At 38.9% G+C, this 16812-nt stretch carries 14 protein-coding genes and 1 pseudogene; 12 read left to right on the forward strand and 3 right to left on the reverse strand.

What is annotated here, in order from left to right; genetic code table 11:
• Positions 1–69: 69 nt before the first annotated feature.
• Entirely contained in the window at positions 70–1347 is a 1278-nt protein-coding gene (locus ACYSN2_RS08665; RefSeq protein WP_461749858.1) for an L-fuconate dehydratase, read from the reverse strand.
• Positions 1348–1592: 245 nt separating this feature from the next.
• On the opposite strand from ACYSN2_RS08665, the gene ACYSN2_RS08670 reads away from it, so the two are divergent.
• Complete coding sequence (locus tag ACYSN2_RS08670) at positions 1593–2444, forward strand: AraC family transcriptional regulator (RefSeq protein WP_461749859.1); 852 nt, start codon at positions 1593–1595, stop codon at positions 2442–2444.
• 38 nt (positions 2445–2482) lie between these two features.
• The gene (lldD, locus tag ACYSN2_RS08675) at positions 2483–3622 is read left to right on the forward strand and encodes an FMN-dependent L-lactate dehydrogenase LldD (protein WP_461749860.1); all 1140 of its coding nucleotides are present in this window, start codon (positions 2483–2485) and stop codon (positions 3620–3622) included.
• A gap of 242 nt (positions 3623–3864) precedes the next feature.
• Here the strand turns inward: lldD and ACYSN2_RS08680 are convergent, their stop codons facing one another.
• Both ACYSN2_RS08680 and sufU read right to left on the reverse strand, forming a co-directional pair.
• Positions 3865–4254: an iron-sulfur cluster assembly protein gene (locus ACYSN2_RS08680; protein WP_461749861.1), complete on the reverse strand. Its 390-nt coding sequence runs from the start codon at positions 4252–4254 to the stop codon at positions 3865–3867.
• 131 nt (positions 4255–4385) lie between these two features.
• Positions 4386–4832 (reverse strand): Fe-S cluster assembly sulfur transfer protein SufU, encoded by a 447-nt coding sequence (sufU, locus tag ACYSN2_RS08685; protein WP_461749862.1) that lies wholly within the window; start codon positions 4830–4832, stop codon positions 4386–4388.
• 472 nt (positions 4833–5304) lie between these two features.
• On the opposite strand from sufU, the gene accD reads away from it, so the two are divergent.
• From accD to ACYSN2_RS08735, 10 genes and pseudogenes are all read left to right on the forward strand, one after another.
• Complete coding sequence (gene accD / locus ACYSN2_RS08690; protein WP_461749863.1) at positions 5305–6174, forward strand: acetyl-CoA carboxylase, carboxyltransferase subunit beta; 870 nt, start codon at positions 5305–5307, stop codon at positions 6172–6174.
• Between the two features lie 37 nt (positions 6175–6211).
• Complete coding sequence (locus ACYSN2_RS08695; RefSeq protein WP_461749864.1) at positions 6212–7510, forward strand: bifunctional folylpolyglutamate synthase/dihydrofolate synthase; 1299 nt, start codon at positions 6212–6214, stop codon at positions 7508–7510.
• Positions 7503–8237, forward strand: coding sequence for an SPOR domain-containing protein (locus ACYSN2_RS08700; RefSeq protein ID WP_461749865.1), 735 nt, complete (start codon positions 7503–7505; stop codon positions 8235–8237). The genes ACYSN2_RS08695 and ACYSN2_RS08700 overlap by 8 nt, the downstream gene beginning before the upstream one ends.
• Before the next feature lie 29 nt (positions 8238–8266).
• Positions 8267–8953, forward strand: coding sequence for a CvpA family protein (locus ACYSN2_RS08705; RefSeq protein ID WP_461749866.1), 687 nt, complete (start codon positions 8267–8269; stop codon positions 8951–8953).
• The gene (gene ubiG / locus ACYSN2_RS08710) at positions 8946–9659 is read left to right on the forward strand and encodes a bifunctional 2-polyprenyl-6-hydroxyphenol methylase/3-demethylubiquinol 3-O-methyltransferase UbiG (RefSeq protein WP_461749867.1); all 714 of its coding nucleotides are present in this window, start codon (positions 8946–8948) and stop codon (positions 9657–9659) included. Before ACYSN2_RS08705 ends, ubiG begins: the two co-directional genes overlap by 8 nt.
• A 103-nt stretch (positions 9660–9762) precedes the next feature.
• The gene (locus ACYSN2_RS08715) at positions 9763–10488 is read left to right on the forward strand and encodes an SDR family NAD(P)-dependent oxidoreductase (RefSeq protein WP_461749868.1); all 726 of its coding nucleotides are present in this window, start codon (positions 9763–9765) and stop codon (positions 10486–10488) included.
• A gap of 69 nt (positions 10489–10557) precedes the next feature.
• Positions 10558–12156, forward strand: coding sequence for a M16 family metallopeptidase (locus ACYSN2_RS08720; RefSeq protein ID WP_461749869.1), 1599 nt, complete (start codon positions 10558–10560; stop codon positions 12154–12156).
• Positions 12157–12166: 10 nt separating this feature from the next.
• Complete coding sequence (locus ACYSN2_RS08725) at positions 12167–13498, forward strand: M16 family metallopeptidase (protein WP_461749870.1); 1332 nt, start codon at positions 12167–12169, stop codon at positions 13496–13498.
• Between the two features lie 385 nt (positions 13499–13883).
• Complete coding sequence (locus tag ACYSN2_RS08730) at positions 13884–14801, forward strand: LysR substrate-binding domain-containing protein (RefSeq protein WP_461749871.1); 918 nt, start codon at positions 13884–13886, stop codon at positions 14799–14801.
• Between the two features lie 391 nt (positions 14802–15192).
• Positions 15193–16764 (forward strand): annotated as a pseudogene (locus ACYSN2_RS08735) (BCCT family transporter); the annotation flags it as partial.
• Positions 16765–16812 lie beyond the last annotated feature (48 nt).

Below are 16812 nucleotides of genomic sequence, written 5' to 3' on the forward strand. Positions count from 1 at the left end.
TATATTTTGTAACCAAAGGAACATTAGGAGCTTTAGGTATACTAAAACTCCCTACGTCATCATTTAAAGTTAGCCTTTAAATTCATATTCCTTAATTGAATCAAACTTCATTTCAATAGAAAATCCTGGAAGTTTCGGTGGCATGTAGGCTGCATTCTCAACAATGCAAGGATCTACAAAGTGCTCATGTAAATGGTCTACATATTCAGTCACATGATTATCTTTACGTCCTGAGAAACATAAATAATCAATCATTGAAATATGTTGTACATACTCACATAAACCAACACCGCCGGCGTGTGGACACACTGAGAGATCATATTTAGCAGACATTAGAAGAACCGCTAATACCTCATTTAAGCCACCCATTCTTCCCGCATCAACTTGGACGATATCTAATGCTTCACGCATGATGAATTGTTTGAATACAATTCTGTTCTGACACATCTCTCCTGTAGCAACTTGAATAGGAGCGACTCCTTTTCGAATAGCTCTATGCGCTTCAACATCATCAGGACTTGTCGGTTCTTCTATAAACCAAATATCCGCAAATGCGAGTTCATTCACCCAATCAATTGCTTCTTGTCTTTCCCAAACTTGATTCGCATCAATCATTAAATGACGATCTGGACCAATAATCTCCCTGGCTATTTTCACGCGGCGTTTATCTTCTTCAAGATTAGCACCACATTTCAGTTTGATATGATCAAATCCATCATCAATAGCCTCTTGGCACAATCTAGCTAACTTCTCTTCGCTATATCCCAACCATCCTGGAGTTGTTGTGTAACATGGATAACCTTCTACATATAGGGTTTCAATACGCTCTTTTTTTCCTTTTGCACGTTCCGTTAATAACTGAATTGCCTCTTCACGAGTAATACAATCTGTTAAATATGTAAAATCAATACAATTAACGAGCTCTTCCGGTGTCATTTCACCAACTAATAACCACACAGGTTTTTGAGCTTCTTTCGCCCATAAATCCCACAAGGCATTCACAACAGCACAAGTAGCTAAATGAATAATTCCCTTATCAGGACCTAGCCAACGTAACTGGCTATCGGAAGTTAATTCTTTCCAAAATTTTGCCGGATGTGCTTTAAAGTCTTCAAGACTTTTTCCAACAATCAAATGCTTCAAAGCATTAATTGCGGCGACACAAAGATCATTGCCGCGTCCTATCGTGAATGTTAAACCATGCCCTTTTAGGTCTGGATTATCTGTATTCAATATGACATATGCCGCAGAATAATCTGGATCAGGATTCATTGCATCCGAGCCGTCTAAGTGTTGCGAAGTTGGAAACCGAATATCAAAGGTTTCTATACTAGTAATTCTTACCATCCCCATCTCTCCTTTTTATTAGAATTTCATAACGATCTTCAATGTATCCCTTTTGTTGAGATTAAAACTATGCGGATTCTCTCAAAAACTATGCATTAAAAAATATTTAAAAAACAATGTATTAGCTTTATTGTTTTTTAATATTATTTTTAAAAAAATAAGTTAATTATGCTATTACTGATAAGGATCTATTCTTAACTTACAAAGCAAATATAGCGATATAACAAAAAATGGAGTGTGGATGAATGAAGGCAGATATATTTCATAGAGATATTTCTCAAGGAGGTTGCCTAGTTTTCGAAACCCTTACAAATTCTTTTAAATCACAATGGCATTCTCATTCGGAATACGAACTTGTTTTTATTAAAAAAGGTCATGGAGTATTAAAATATGGTGCGTCTAGCTTAAGCTATCAACAAGGAGATCTATTCCTATTTGGCCCTTGGATTCCGCATGAATTCATCGATAAGAGCAATAATCACCACTCTATTTCATGCATCTTTCTTTCAGAGCTTTTATCTCTGCAAAGTTTTAAATGTAATATGGCTAAAAACATTTCTACTCTATTAGAAAAATCCATAGAGGGCGTTCATTTTAAAAATGACTCTGATGCATTATTAGCAACGACCAATTTTTTTATCGATATCTCTAAAAAATCAGGAATAGAACAAGCGATTCAACTGATTTTATTTCTAAAAGATCTTTCCGAACAATCACAAAATTATATTCAAATATCCAATACTGATAATCATCAAAAAAATGCGTGTTTAAAAAAATATGCGCTACTACAAAACATATTGAAATATATTCAGGACAATATTTCTCAAGAAATCTTAATTGAAGATATTACCAAAGCATTTTTCATCTCAAGAGGAAGTTTAGTTCGCCTATTTAGCGACACTATTCAAACAGGAGTGACACAATATATTATTCAACAACGCCTGTTTTATGCTTGCCAATTACTATCTACAACCAACATGCCTATTACAGATATCGGAGAAAAAGTAGGATTCAAATCAATCTCCTCTTTCAACCGAAGTTTTCTCAAATATAAAACAATGTCCCCTCGTTCATATCGGCAAAACCAACATATATAACCTTAACAACAAATATACAATCACCTAAGAGGAACCCTATGATCATATCTGCTCCTACGGATTACCGCAAAGCTGCTAAAAAAACATTACCTCCTTTCCTATTTCACTATATTGATGGAGGAGCTTATGGCGAACATACACTACGACACAATGTCTCTGATCTTTCCAATATTGAGTTGAAACAACGTGTACTCAATAATATGGAAAATATCAGTACTGAAACGACGCTTTGGGATGACAAATTAGATCTTCCCGTTATCCTTGCGCCGGTCGGTTTAACGGGAATGTACGCACGAAGAGGCGAAGTTCAAGCAGCGAAAGCCGCCGATCATAAAGGCATTCCTTTTACCCTTTCTTCCGTATCTGTTTGCCCCATTGAGGAAGTTGTACCGGCGATTGATCGTCCTATGTGGTTTCAGCTCTATGTTCTCAAAGATCGTGGATTTATGAAAAATGCGTTAGAACGCGCGAAAGAAAATGGTGTTAAAACGCTTGTATTCACCGTGGATATGCCAACACCCGGAGCAAGATATCGAGATGCACATTCCGGCATGAGCGGGAAACATGCTGAAATACGCCGAATTTTACAAGCAGTAACCCATCCGAAATGGGCTTGGAATGTGGGAATTAATGGAAAGCCACACGATCTTGGGAATATCTCTAAGTATCTTGGAAAACCCACTCATCTTGAGGATTATATTGGTTGGCTTACTAAAAACTTTGATCCCTCCATCTGCTGGAAAGATTTAGAATGGATTCGTGAGTTCTGGGAAGGTCCCATGATTATTAAAGGCATTCTTGATCCTGATGATGCGCGTGATGCTGTAAAATTCGGTGCTGATGGAATTGTGGTATCAAATCATGGCGGAAGACAACTCGATGGTGTTCTTTCAAGTGCTAGAGCATTGCCGGCAATTGCCGATGCCGTTAAAGGTGATATCACGATTTTGGCAGACTCCGGTGTTCGTAATGGTCTTGATGTTGTCAGAATGATTGCGCTAGGTGCCGATAGTGTGATGATCGGTAGATCTTATGCTTATGCATTAGCAGCGCAAGGACAAGCCGGTGTTGAGAACCTTTTAGATCTTTATAAAAAAGATATGCAAGTCGCAATGACCTTAACCGGGGTCAATAGTATTTCAGAAATTACTAAAAAAATTCTCATTCAAAAACAGTAGTTTTACGGAATTTTCTACAAAAGTATTTGCTAAAGTAATCACTCAAAAAAATATTCCTAAATGAGAAGAATTTTAAATTTCCAAACAGAAAAGCAGAAATATTGATTAATAATATTTTTCTAAATATACACCAACAAAAAACCCAAAGTTTTAATCACTTTGGGTTTCTCTTTTTATTCTTTTAAAACTATCTATTTATTACTTCTAATGCAAAACTTTCGCTACGAAAATATTGCTATAAATTAAAGCATATTTAATTCTAATTTTGCGCGAAGTGACATGCGTTGTGGCGTCCAGAACGGTTCCCATACGAGATCCACCATACATTCTTTAATCTCAGGAATTGAGTAGACCGCATTTGAAACCCAACTTGGCATTTCGCCGGCAACTGGGCATCCTGGTGCTGTTAATGTCATATCCACACGAATACGAATATTATTTTCTGTTAAATCTAAAAATTCGATCGCATAGATTAAGCCAAGCTCATAAATATCTACCGGAATTTCTGGATCATATACTTTTTTTACCGCATCAATAATGCGTTCAACTAACTCTTCTGAGGTTTCATTCGGCGCAACTCCTTCTGCAAAAAGAATTTGCGGGAAATTTGGCTCATCTCGATTAATATCCATCTCTGCTTCTATCCTTCAATTTTAAATTTGTTATCTCTTCATCGCTAAACATTGATCAAAAGCGCTGACTTATTCATCTTTCGACATACTTATCTGATCAATGTTCATCTTCATTTTACGCAATGAATATTTTATTCTGTTTTAGCAACTTCATCTTTCTCATGAATCGCCGAATGCATTGCATGCCAAGCAAGCGTTGCACATTTGACACGAGCAGGATATTCCCTAACGCCCGTTAAAACTCGAAGTTTTCCGAGCTCGTCGCTATCTTCGCCATCAAGCATTACTGCGCTATGAAAAAGATTAAAAAGTGCATCCGCTTCTTCAACCGTTTTCCCTTTAATCGCATCCGTCATCATTGAACTTGATGCCGTAGAGATTGCGCAACCATCGCCTTGAAACGCAACGTCAGTAATCACGCCATCTTCAATATTGACATATACTTCAATCTGATCGCCACAAAGAGGATTATAACCTTCTGCATGATGCGAACATGGATCAATCACTCGAAAATTACGGGGATTTCGATTGTGATCTAGAATCATCTCTTGATAGAGCTCTCTGATATCAAAACTCATGATAATTTTACCAACCTTAAATAGCACTAAATTCGTACTGATTATAACGGAACATCTCTTTGTTTACGAGTATTGATTCTTTTTCTCAATATTTTTCTCTGCCACTTCTCTGCGACATATTCTCTATTACATACGTTTATGTCGTTTCCTACTTTAAAGTCCTTGCTACAGAATCGATCTCATAAGGTTGGGTTTGATTTTAATACTCCTTTAAGACTCTGTTTAGACTCTTTTAATATGCTTTTAATACCTTATTTCTCTTATCCTTTCTTCCTGAAAAAATTGATTTAACTGTTTTAAAAAGAACTCCTTGAAAATCCTCATTGGCTATTTTTATGTTTTATGAGAAAATCATCTATTAAATTCGAAATAATGACGGGATTTTGGTGAATGTTTTCAAAATTATTCATCCAGTAAAAATCCCATAAACGAATGCTATATCAGAATTAACAAATAAAAGGATGGTTACTGAATGAACTGGTTTGAGCGTATAATTCCAATGATCCGTACCCCTAAAAAAGGTAACTCAGTTCCAGAAGGTGTATGGGCAAAATGTCGTTCTTGTGATTCCATTCTCTATCAACAAGAACTTGCTGCAAACTTACAAGTTTGTCCAAAATGCGATGCGCATATGCGTATTGATGCTCGCACTCGCTTGCTCTCTTTCTTAGATGAAAACTCAGCGGTAGAGATTGGTTCAGAAATTGAATCTGTCGATTTTCTCAACTTCCGTGACAGTCGCCGTTATCGTGATCGTTTAACAGACGCACAAAAAAATACGGGCGAAACTGAAACATTGATCGCAATGCACGGAACGCTTAAAGGCATGGAAATTTCTGCAACGTCTTTCAACTTTAACTTCATGGGTGGTTCCATGGGTTCAGTTGCCGGCGAACGCTTTATCCGCGCAGTCAATTACAGCTTAGAGCATAACTGCCCATTAGTGGCGTTTATGACAAGTGGCGGTGCTCGTATGCAGGAAGGTTTAACATCACTCATGCAAATGGCGAAAACCTCTGCCGGCATTGCACAATTAAATGAGCGTGGTATTCCTTTCATCTCTGTCTTAACAGACCCAACATTTGGTGGTGTTTCTGCAAGTTTAGCAATGCTTGGAGATATCAATATCGCAGAGCCTAAAGCATTAATCGGCTTTGCAGGTCCTCGCGTTATTGAACAAACCGTTCGTGAAAAATTACCAGATGGCTTCCAACGTTCAGAGTTCCTTTTAGAAAAAGGTGCCATTGATATGATCGTAGATCGCCGTCATTTACGTAACGAAATAGCGAGCTTACTCGCAAAATTAACACATCAAGGTCAACCATTAGATGAGGTTTGCTAACCTTTCAAAATGATCTATGAAACTACAAGAGATGAATATGGCTTCTGAACGTTCCCTTCAATCGTGGCTAACTTATTTAGAAGCCATTCACCCTCTCTCAATGGATTTCAAACTCGCTCGTATCATTACTGTATACGAGCGTTTAGGTCTTGATCCCATTGCACCGCTTGTGATTACCGTTGCCGGCACTAACGGCAAAGGTTCTACTTCCACAACGATTGCGAATCTCTACAAAGCGCACGATCTCAAAGTGGGCTTATTTACCTCTCCGCATATTAATCGCTTTAATGAACGGATTCGAATTAACCTCGAAGAAGTGTCAGATGCAGAGCTGATTGAAGCGTTTACAGCAATTGAAATTGCGAGAGAAGAGATTACGCTCACTTATTTTGAGTTTGCAACGCTTGCAGCTTTCTATCTTTTCAAAAAGCAAAACGTAGATGTTGCCGTACTAGAAGTCGGTTTAGGCGGAAGATTAGATTCCACCAATATTGCAGATGCACAAATTGCCGTGATTGCACCGATTAGTATTGATCACACAGCGCAATTAGGAAATACCATCACGGAAATTGCCGGCGAAAAAGCAGGCATTATCAAAAAGCACGCGAAAGTCGTGACTTCGGAAGCAAACCCTAATATCTCCATTATCAATAAAGCGAAAGCGGAAGATGCAACGCTCTATATGAATGAAGAAGCGTTTCAATATGAAATATTGCCGAATCAGGATTTCGTCTATCAGTTTGAAGAAGCTCCGGCATTACTTCTGCCACAACCTAATCTATTAGGGAAACATCAATATCAAAATGCAGCAGCGGCGATTACGGCGCTCTACCTTTCCGGTGTTGATGTGGAACTTCCCAAAGTCATTCAAGGCTTAAAAAGCGTCAAACTCGAAGGCAGATTCCAAGCATTAACTCGGGACAATTCTCCTAGAGTATTTCTCGATGTGACACATAATCCACAAGGTGCCGGCGTTTTAAAAGAGTTACTTCAAGATCTCACCCAAAATCACACAAATGACACAAAACTTAAAGTGACGGCGCTTTTGGGAATGCTCAAAGATAAAGATGAGAAGCTATTAGTATCTTCTCTCACAGATCACATTGATGAATGGATCACAGCACCGATTTTAGATGATCGCGGACAATCTTCTGCGGTATTACGCGATAAAATCACCCCGATCATCAATAAACCAATTCATGCTGCAGAATCTATCCCCGAAGGTTGTAACTTAGCCCTAGCTTCTAGCAAACCTCATGATATTATTATCGTATTCGGTTCATTTCACATGATGGCAGAAAGCCTCCAATGGTTTAAAGAGAATCAATATGTCTAATTCCCAATCCAATCCTATTTTGCAACGTATTGTGGGCGGTGTATTTCTGCTAGCATTAATTTTGCTTGTGGCGATTTTACTGTTGCAGCCTTCTGATACTCAGATGAGTAACGTAGACAATAGCTCGAGTCGCCCAACGACAAGCTTGCCTAATACATCTAAGCCACAAGACAATTCCAACAATCGCGCTCCTATGCTAGTTCTTGATAGCACCACTATTCAAGAGGAAGAAAATGGCACAGAGCTTCTTCCTAATGATATCGAAATTGTGGGCGATGATCTTTGGCAACAAGTAGAAGAGAAAACATCTGAAACAATTGTTCCAGCAAAGCCTATTTTAATTGCTGGCACTGAAACGCCAAATCCCATCCAAGAACGCCCTACAACATCACAAAAACCGCAAACAACTCCTAAACCTAAAGCTGAAACACCTAAACCGTCTACGCCAAAATTAGAGTTGATTGCCAATAGTGAAAAGCCTGCAACATCAAGCAATAACAACGTAAGCGGTCAATGGTATGTGCAGATCGGTGCTTTTGGAAATCTTGCAAATGCCCAAAAGCTTGTGAGCGAATATCAAAAGCAAGGTTATAGCGTTCGAATTCAGAAAGATAAGAATCTTAATCGCGTGCAAATTGGGCCTTTTTCTACCCAAAAAGCAGCAGAGCAAGTAAAAGCCAAAACAAAAACCCCTTCGACTAATCCCGCGGTTATTCATTTTCCGTAATCAATCCATCACTTTAGGAGCTCGTTATCGTGGATATTTCTACTATTATTGATGCTGTCATCATTGCAATTATTGCGATTTCCGTAATTGTTGCATTCTTTAGAGGTTTTATCTCGGAAGCGCTTTCCCTTGTGGTTTGGGTATTAGCCTTTATGGGAGCGGTATTTTACTACCAAGATGTAGGAAAAATGCTTCCTAATCTATTTGGGGGAAGTGTCAGCGCAATTAATAGCGAAGATTCTATCTTTGGCGATCTCATTAGCTTTGCCATCACCTTTATTGCCCTTCTCATTATTTTAGGCTTAATCAATCTTCTCATCACCTATGTGTTAAGACGCTTGAGCATTTCATGGCCAGATCGCCTACTTGGCGCAATTTTCGGCTTACTTCGTGGCATGTTTATTGTGGCGATTATCTCGCTCTTTGTAGTGGAATCTCCACTCAAAGAAACGCCTTATTGGGAAAATGCAAAATTAAGTAAAATGGCAACTTCTTGGGCAGGAACTTTATCTTCTTTCATTCCTGAAAACTTCTTAGATAATATCAATACTGCCGTACTTGAACCGGCAAAAGATTCTATCCAACAAAATAGTAATGCATTAAGAAATAGTGTTACGGAAGTTGCCGTTCAAACGATCACAACATCTTCTGATGCTGTGACAACCGCTACCGAAAATGCCCCAGTATCAAATGAAGGAACCGTTGATCATGAGTAATGTTGCAAATGACGAAATTCAAAAATTTAATGACCAGGATTGGTGGAACAGCGAAGGTGAATTAAAAACCCTTCATGACATCAATCCAACCCGTTTTGAGTTTATTGAAAGTTACGTGGATCTCGCCGGCAAGAAAGCTTTAGATATCGGTTGTGGTGGTGGCATTATTGCCGAAGGTTTAGCGCATCGTCATGCGAAAGTTACCGGCATTGATATGGCGCCCAATGCCATTGAAATCGCAAAGCAACATGCTGAAGCTCACGGTTTGAAGATTTCTTATCATGTGACAACTGCCGAAAGCTATGCTGAAAAGCACGTTGAGAAATTTGATGTCATTACATGCCTTGAAATGCTTGAACATGTCCCTTCGCCAAGCTCTGTAATAAAAGCCGCAAGCGATATGCTAAAACCCGGCGGACAGATCTTTTTCTCTACCATTAATCGCACCTTTAAAGCTAAAAGCTTAGCGGTATTTGCAGCAGAAAATGTGCTTAAAATCGTTCCGAAAGGCACGCATGATTACAACAAATTCATTACGCCATTAGAGCTTTATGAGATGTGCGAAGCTTATGGTTTAACCGTGAAGAAAATTCAAGGAATGAGCTACAACCCATTCAATAGAGTTGCCGGCTTAACCGATGATGTCAGCATGAATTATCTTGTATATGCGACAAAAAACAGTTCTGAAGAATCGCCGGCGGAATAATTTCAGATCCGAAATTACCCCCCTGCGAATATCTATTCCCAATTAAAATCCCAGATCGTCCAAACTTTCTGGGAATTATTATTTATGAAAAAGGATCATAAAAATGACTAAACCTTTAGATGGAAAAATCATTTTAGTTACCGGCGCATCTGGCGCAATTGGTAAAGAATCTGCGCTTCGCCTTGCCGATCTTGGCGCAACGATCATCTTAATGGGACGAAAAGAAGAAAAACTCAATCCAATTTACGACATTATCGTGAATCGTGGCGGTGCTGAACCTGCGATTATTGAGATGGATTTCTTAAAAGTTGAAGATAACGACTATTACAATCTTGCGCAGAATATCGGGCAAGAATTTGGGAAATTAGATGGGATCGTTCACGGCGCAATTAACCTTGGTTATTTAACACCAATGGCGCATAACAGCCCTGAAAAATGGCATCACGGATTACAAATCACCTTGAATGCGCCCTACTTCTTAACCCATGCAATGTTGCCATTATTAGATCAATCCGATCGAGCATCGGTGATCTTCTTTGCCCACGATGAAGTGGCTTCCGGCGATAAAGCCTATTGGGGAAGCTATGCCATTGCCAAAGCGGGTTTAAGCACCATGATGAAAATTTTCGCACTTGAAAATGAATCAGAAGGTAAGATAGCTTTTAATGCCATTGATCCTGTTTGTATCAATTCCGCTTTAAGAATGAGCGTGATGCCGGAAGGCGCAACAAACCCAATGGAACTTCGTAAAGTCATCGATTTAGTATGGAAGTTAAATGATCCGGCAGAACCTTTTGTAACAGGATCCACTTTAACAGTGACAAAATAAATTCACTTAAATCAGATGTAATATTGATATTGAATATTCAGTACATCAAAAAAATAGCAGGAGGAGCATATGACATCTATTCAGACTCACTCTCTTAAGAAAGCGGCGCGATTACTCGTGACCGCTTTCTCTTTGTCGGCAATTTCTTTAGCGCACGCCGAAGTAGAGTTAACGTCCATCAATAACACTCACGAAGCCACTTTAGAAAATGGCTTAAAAGTTGTGATTCGAGAAGATCACAGAACGCCGGTCGCAACTACCATGGTGTGGTATAAGGTCGGTTCTGTGGATGAACCTCGAGGACTTGGTGGTATTTCTCATATGCTCGAACACATGATGTTCAAAGGCACGGATACTTTAGGTCCCAATGAACATTCCACAATTATTGCGAATCTTGGTGGCCGAGATAATGCCTTCACTTCTACGGATTACACCGGATATTTTGAAAATATTCCTGCTTGGGAGATCGAAACTGCGCTCAAATTAGAAGCCGATCGCATGCAAAACTTAGAGCTTCGAGAAGCCGATTTTACGCCGGAACGATTAGTCGTTGCCGAAGAGCGCCGTCAAAGAACCGATAGCAATCCGCAATCAAAACTCTATGAAGCCTTTAATGCCGGCATGTTTACCACAAGTGCTTACCGCAATCCGATTATCGGTTGGATGCCGGAAATTCATGGCTGGAAATTGGAAGATCTGCAAAAATGGTATGAGCAATTTTATGCGCCCAATAATGCCACCGTTGTCGTTGTCGGCGATGTGAATCCACAGGAAACTTTAAAACTCATTGAAAAATACTTCGGCGATATTCCAAGTAGCGATCACATTACCCGCCCTTTCAACTTTGAAGTCGCACAAGAAGGCGAAAGACGTATCAATCTGGCCGTTGAAGCGAATCTTCCTGTGATTTTTATGGGTTATAAAGTGCCGAGCGTGAATGAAGCAGAAAACTCGCAAGATGCAGCAACGCTTCTTTTAACTTCTCTTCTGCTCGATGGCACAAACTCTTCTCGCCTCAGTAAATCCATGGTAAGAGATCAACAAATCGCCCTTCAAGCTGGAAACTTTTATAACTACGGCGCTCGCTATATTACGCCTTTCGTATTTGTTGGCGTTCCGGCAGATAGCAGCTCGCTAGAAGCCTTAGAAGATGCCTTTAAAGCGGAAATCACCAAGCTACAAACAACACTTGTAGAACAAGCCGAACTCGATCGTATCATCGGGCTTTATGAAGCTAGCAACATTTACGCTAAAGATTCTGTCTATTCTCAAGCGATGCTGATTGGGCAAGCGGAAACTACCGGCGAAGGTTGGCAAAATGCCGAGAATCGTGTGGAGTTATTGAAACAAATCACGCCCCAAATGATTCAAGATGTGGCAAACAAATACTTCCAAGATGATCTATTAACGGTGGCAACGCTTCATCCTAGTCATAAAAATGAATCGAATCACAGCGAACCTGTTCTGGAGCTAATTTCAGAAACATCTGCGAAAACAGCGTCTGAAGAAGCTCCTACAGCAACCTCTGAAAAAGAAGCTGTTATTATTCTCGAATCGAGCAGTGAGAGCAATATAGATAACGATACAAATAATGATTCAGAGAATGACTTAACTAACGATGCAAACAACAGTGCAATCAATTCTACACCAACTTCTTCGGCAAAATAGGAGCCCTGTAATGAACATTAAACAATTTTTTACCGGCATTCTAACCACCACGATTTTTGTCGTAGGATTGACTGCCGAAGCGAATAACAAAGTAGAAACTTGGTCCACCAAAGAAGGCGCTTCTGTCTATTATCTATCGGCACCTGAAATTCCGATTATCGATATTATCGTTGCCGTAGATGCCGGCAGTTTGCGTGAAGGTTCTCAATATGGGCTTTCGAGCATGACGGCAAATATGACGACAAAAGGCACCAAAACTTTAGATGAAGAAGCCTTTCTGACAAAGCTTGATGATCTTCAAAGTAATATTCGTGCAGGATCTTCTCTTAGTACCACAACATTTTCACTCCGATCTTTAGTGAAACCGGAGCTTCTTTCGCCCTCTTTAGATCTGTTTATCGAAGTGATGACAGAAGCGGATTTTAAAGAAAATATCTTTGAAAGAGAACGCGCACAAGCCATTGATGGGCAAAAAGCGATTTTGGATAACCCCAATCTTATCGCAAGCGAGCTCTATAATGCAGCGCTCTACCCCAATAGCGTCGTTGGGGCAACTTCTAAAGCGTTAGAGCAATCCCTACAAACATTAACGCTTGCGGATTTAGAGGTTTTCCGTAATAACTTCTATCGTGCTAATAACGCTAAAATCGTCATTGTCGGAGATATTGATCAGGAGATGGCAACCGATATCGCCCATCGCATTAGCTTTCAGCTCAAACAAGGCGAGATTCAGCCAGAATTACCGGTGATTGAACCTGTCACAACCAATGAAATTATCACGCAAAAATACAATAGTCCACAAACAAGAGTGATGCTTGGGCAACCAGCGATTGACCGCTTTGATAAAGATTATTTACCGCTGATTATCGGTAATCATCTTCTCGGCGGTAGCGGTTTAACTTCGATCTTAATGACAACGATTCGTGAAAAAGATGGTTTAACCTACGGCATTTCAAGTCGTTTCAACGCCGGCATTTATGAAGGTCCTTTCACGGTGAGTTTCTCCACTAAAAATGAGAGCGTCGATGAAGCGATTACAAAAACGAAAGCGGTCATTGAAACTTTCATCTTAGAAACGCCGGATTCTGATCTGTTGCAACGTGCGAAAAATAACTATCTTGGCTCTTTAGTGCTCGATATGGATAGCAATGCCAAGCTTGCAAACTCCATTTTGGGATTAGCTCTTTTCAATCTTCCCCTCGATTATTTCGACACCTTGCCGGAGAAAGTGAACGCAATTACGCCGAAAGAGATACAAGAGGCATTTAAGCGTCATGTCAACCCTGAAGAGATGGTGACAATAATTGTCGGGGGCGATGTGAAGGATGAAACCCGCAAATAACCACTAAAATAACCCTATATTTTCATAAAGATAAAAGGATTTTCAAGTCTCAAAAAAGTTTTCCAAAGCTATCCACAGTATCTGTGGATAAGTTTTGGGATATAACTATTACAAGCCCCAAAACCCGCATAAAACCTAACTTTAAAACTTATGCTTAAAAATTATACTGCACTTTTTTTAACATTTACCTTATATTGGTAAGTTCGGTTAAAAAAGATATCTACCACATCTAATCTGCACCTCCTCTTTATCTTCCCCATTATAAAATCTCCTCTATTACTATTTATTAATAGCAATTTTTACTAGCTTTATACGCCCCTCTCATATTACATTTACATTTATATTTACATATCAATAAATAAAAATATAAATAACAGGAGGGGTTATGAATCAGTTACCACAATTAGAAGATATCAATGTGTTTATACACGTTATAAAATATGCAAGCTTTGCAAAAGCCGCAGAATCATTAGGGAAATCGCCAGCCTATATCAGTAAACGCATTCAAGTACTAGAAGAGTGCCTAGGAGTGAAGCTACTCAATCGAAGTACTCGTCACTTAAGCCTTACAACTCATGGAAACCGTATCTACACGAAGAGTATTAATCTCCTCATGGATATGGAAAATATTATCAATAGTATTTCTGATCAAATCCATACTCCCTCAGGCCCTATTTTGATCACCAGCAGTCTAGGTTTTGGAAGAAAATATATTTCAAATCTTATTGCTGAACTATCAGAACAATATCCTTTACTTTCTATACGTTTTGATACCATTGATCAGATTCACGATCTTAACCAATCTCAAACGCATTTAGATATCCGAATTGGTAATGATATCTCTCCTAATCTCATCGCTCGAAAATTATTCTCAAATAAAAGAATACTCTGCGCATCCCCTAGCTATCTTGAGGAAGAAGGTATCCCGGAAAAACTACAGGATCTATTAGACCACGAATGTTTGATAATCAAAGAGCGGGATCAACCATTAGCTAGTTGGGATTTAGATAGCGATAAAGGAAAAAGAAACATTAAAATACAAGGAAAACTCTCCTCTAATAATGGGGAAATTGTAAAAGAATGGGCTCTTTTAGGGAAAGGCATCATGCTTCGATCTATATGGGACATTCAGCAAGAGTTATATTATAAAAAGCTAATTCATATTTTACCTGAATATTGGCAGGATGCTGATATCTGGGCAGTTTATTCAGGAAGAACTAGTGATTCAGCAAAGCTTAGAGTTTGTATTAATTTTTTTCAGGAAAATCTTCCTACAATTTTAAAAAAACACACTCTAGTGTAATCCTCTTCAAGAAAACAACTAAAACACTGTTGTATAAGATATAAAAATGATTATTCACAGATCGTGTTTCTTGAATTCACAATCCTCCCTCTACCTTATTCTCTTTTTTTCGTTAATGTAAAAGATAAGCACAACAAATATTATTTAACTTATTTAACGGCACGAATTAAGAAGATGGATATAACACCTTCATCCAATCAATTAGCTCTATAATTTACTTTCTTCACATCTAAGGGAGGAGATAACGTAATTGACGATATTTAAAAAAATATCCCCTTACTTTCTTAATCCATTTTAAGAAAATCCAACACTTCAAAAGCTTAACATCTATAAAAACTAATATTGATCAATAAGAATCAACAATGTTAAGTAAATTTTCCAAGGAGGAAACATGGAATTATCTCAACAAAAGCCTCAGCGCGATTTACTATTGTCCGCCCTTAGTTTATTAATTGTTTTTTCATCTGTTTGGGCTCTTGCAACATACCCTGCTGTAGCAGTCGATATTGCGGCTGATCTAATGCATATTGCAACAACCACTTTTGCATCCCCTGTACTTATTTTCACTTTCATTGGTTTCTTATTTGTCGTACTACTCGCATGTAGTAAGTATGGAAAAATCCAACTAGGATCTGGAAAACCTCAGTATTCAACTCCCTCATGGATATTTATGTTTATCCTCTCTGGAATTGGCTCTTCCGCGCTCTATTGGGGATTTCTTGATTGGGCATACTATTATCAAACCCCCGGTTTAAATATTGCAGCAGAATCCCCTGAATCCCTTCGATTTAGCGTGGCATACTCATTCTTCCATTCAGGTATTAGCGCTTGGGCGATTTATGCATTAGCCTCTATTAGTTTGTGCTATCACTACCATGTTCGTAAAAATAAAGGTTTAAGTTTGGCAGCAATGATTGAAGCCGTTACAGGACTTAAAGCAACGGGCCCTGTGGGTAGACTCGTTGATTTACTCTTCATTCTTTGCATGTTTGGCGCATTAACAATCTCTCTAGTTTTTACTGCTGCTACTTTTGCGAATATTCTTTCAATCCTGACAGGTATTCCAAACACCTTTACTACTAAAGCAATCATTGTCTTAAGTGTTTCTGTTCTTTTTGCGCTTAGCTCTTATGTTGGAATGGATAGTGGAATGAGACGCCTCAGTCAAATGGTCTGTATTGGTGTCGTTCTGTTCGCAGCTTATGTCCTGATCTTTGGACCTACTCAATTTATTATAAACAACAGTTTAAGTAGCATTGGTTTAATGATGACAAATTTCGTTGAAATGAGCCTATTTACAGACCCAATGGGCGATGGCAAATTTACGAGAGAATGGACTGTATTCTACTGGTTATGGTGGATCTCTTATGCTCCTGGCGTTGCGCTATTTGTTACACGTGTTTCTCGCGGTAGAACCATCAGAGAAGTTATTACAGCAATGATTGTGGGTGGTTGTGCAGGATTATGGTTTGTATACGGAGTATTTGAAAACTACAGCGTTCATAGTTTTATTAATGGAATTGTTGAAGTTCCTAATATGTTAACGGAAATTGGTGGTGAATACGCTATTGGAGAATTATTACAATTACTTCCTCTAGGCACAATTATGATGTGGATATTTCTCTTCATCATGGCAATCTTTCTCGCAGCACACATGGATGCAGTAGGTTATGCAGTATCTGCGGCTAGCCTTAAAGGATTGCAAGAAGGACAAGATCCATCTCCAAAAGATCGTCTCTTCTGGTGCGTCATGCTAACTCTTGTACCATTAGCCATGATGTACTCCAATGCACCTTTAGAAACCATGAAAGCCGCCACAATCATTACCGCAATTCCTTTCATAGTCATTATTCTAGTACAAACCTATGGACTCATAGCATGGCTCCATCAAGACTACTCTCAAATGCCGGCGCATAAGATAGAAAAAATGATGAGAAAAATGAATAAAAAATTAGAAATAACTCCTGAAACGGCTGTTCTACTTTCATCTGAAAAAACACCAAATTAAGAG

This window comes from Ignatzschineria sp. LJL83 (genome assembly GCF_054871845.1).

Bases quoted from the DNA above. Each gene is read 5' to 3' on its own strand.
- ACYSN2_RS08665 (WP_461749858.1), bottom strand. From the start codon at position 1,347: ATGGTAAGAATTACTAGTATAGAAACCTTTGATATTCGGTTTCCAACT.
- ACYSN2_RS08670 (WP_461749859.1), top strand. From the start codon at position 1,593: ATGAAGGCAGATATATTTCATAGAGATATTTCTCAAGGAGGTTGCCTA.
- lldD (WP_461749860.1), top strand. From the start codon at position 2,483: ATGATCATATCTGCTCCTACGGATTACCGCAAAGCTGCTAAAAAAACA.
- ACYSN2_RS08680 (WP_461749861.1), bottom strand. From the start codon at position 4,254: ATGGATATTAATCGAGATGAGCCAAATTTCCCGCAAATTCTTTTTGCA.
- sufU (WP_461749862.1), bottom strand. From the start codon at position 4,832: ATGAGTTTTGATATCAGAGAGCTCTATCAAGAGATGATTCTAGATCAC.
- accD (WP_461749863.1), top strand. From the start codon at position 5,305: ATGAACTGGTTTGAGCGTATAATTCCAATGATCCGTACCCCTAAAAAA.
- ACYSN2_RS08695 (WP_461749864.1), top strand. From the start codon at position 6,212: ATGGCTTCTGAACGTTCCCTTCAATCGTGGCTAACTTATTTAGAAGCC.
- ACYSN2_RS08700 (WP_461749865.1), top strand. From the start codon at position 7,503: ATGTCTAATTCCCAATCCAATCCTATTTTGCAACGTATTGTGGGCGGT.
- ubiG (WP_461749867.1), top strand. From the start codon at position 8,946: ATGAGTAATGTTGCAAATGACGAAATTCAAAAATTTAATGACCAGGAT.
- ACYSN2_RS08715 (WP_461749868.1), top strand. From the start codon at position 9,763: ATGACTAAACCTTTAGATGGAAAAATCATTTTAGTTACCGGCGCATCT.
- ACYSN2_RS08720 (WP_461749869.1), top strand. From the start codon at position 10,558: ATGACATCTATTCAGACTCACTCTCTTAAGAAAGCGGCGCGATTACTC.
- ACYSN2_RS08725 (WP_461749870.1), top strand. From the start codon at position 12,167: ATGAACATTAAACAATTTTTTACCGGCATTCTAACCACCACGATTTTT.
- ACYSN2_RS08730 (WP_461749871.1), top strand. From the start codon at position 13,884: ATGAATCAGTTACCACAATTAGAAGATATCAATGTGTTTATACACGTT.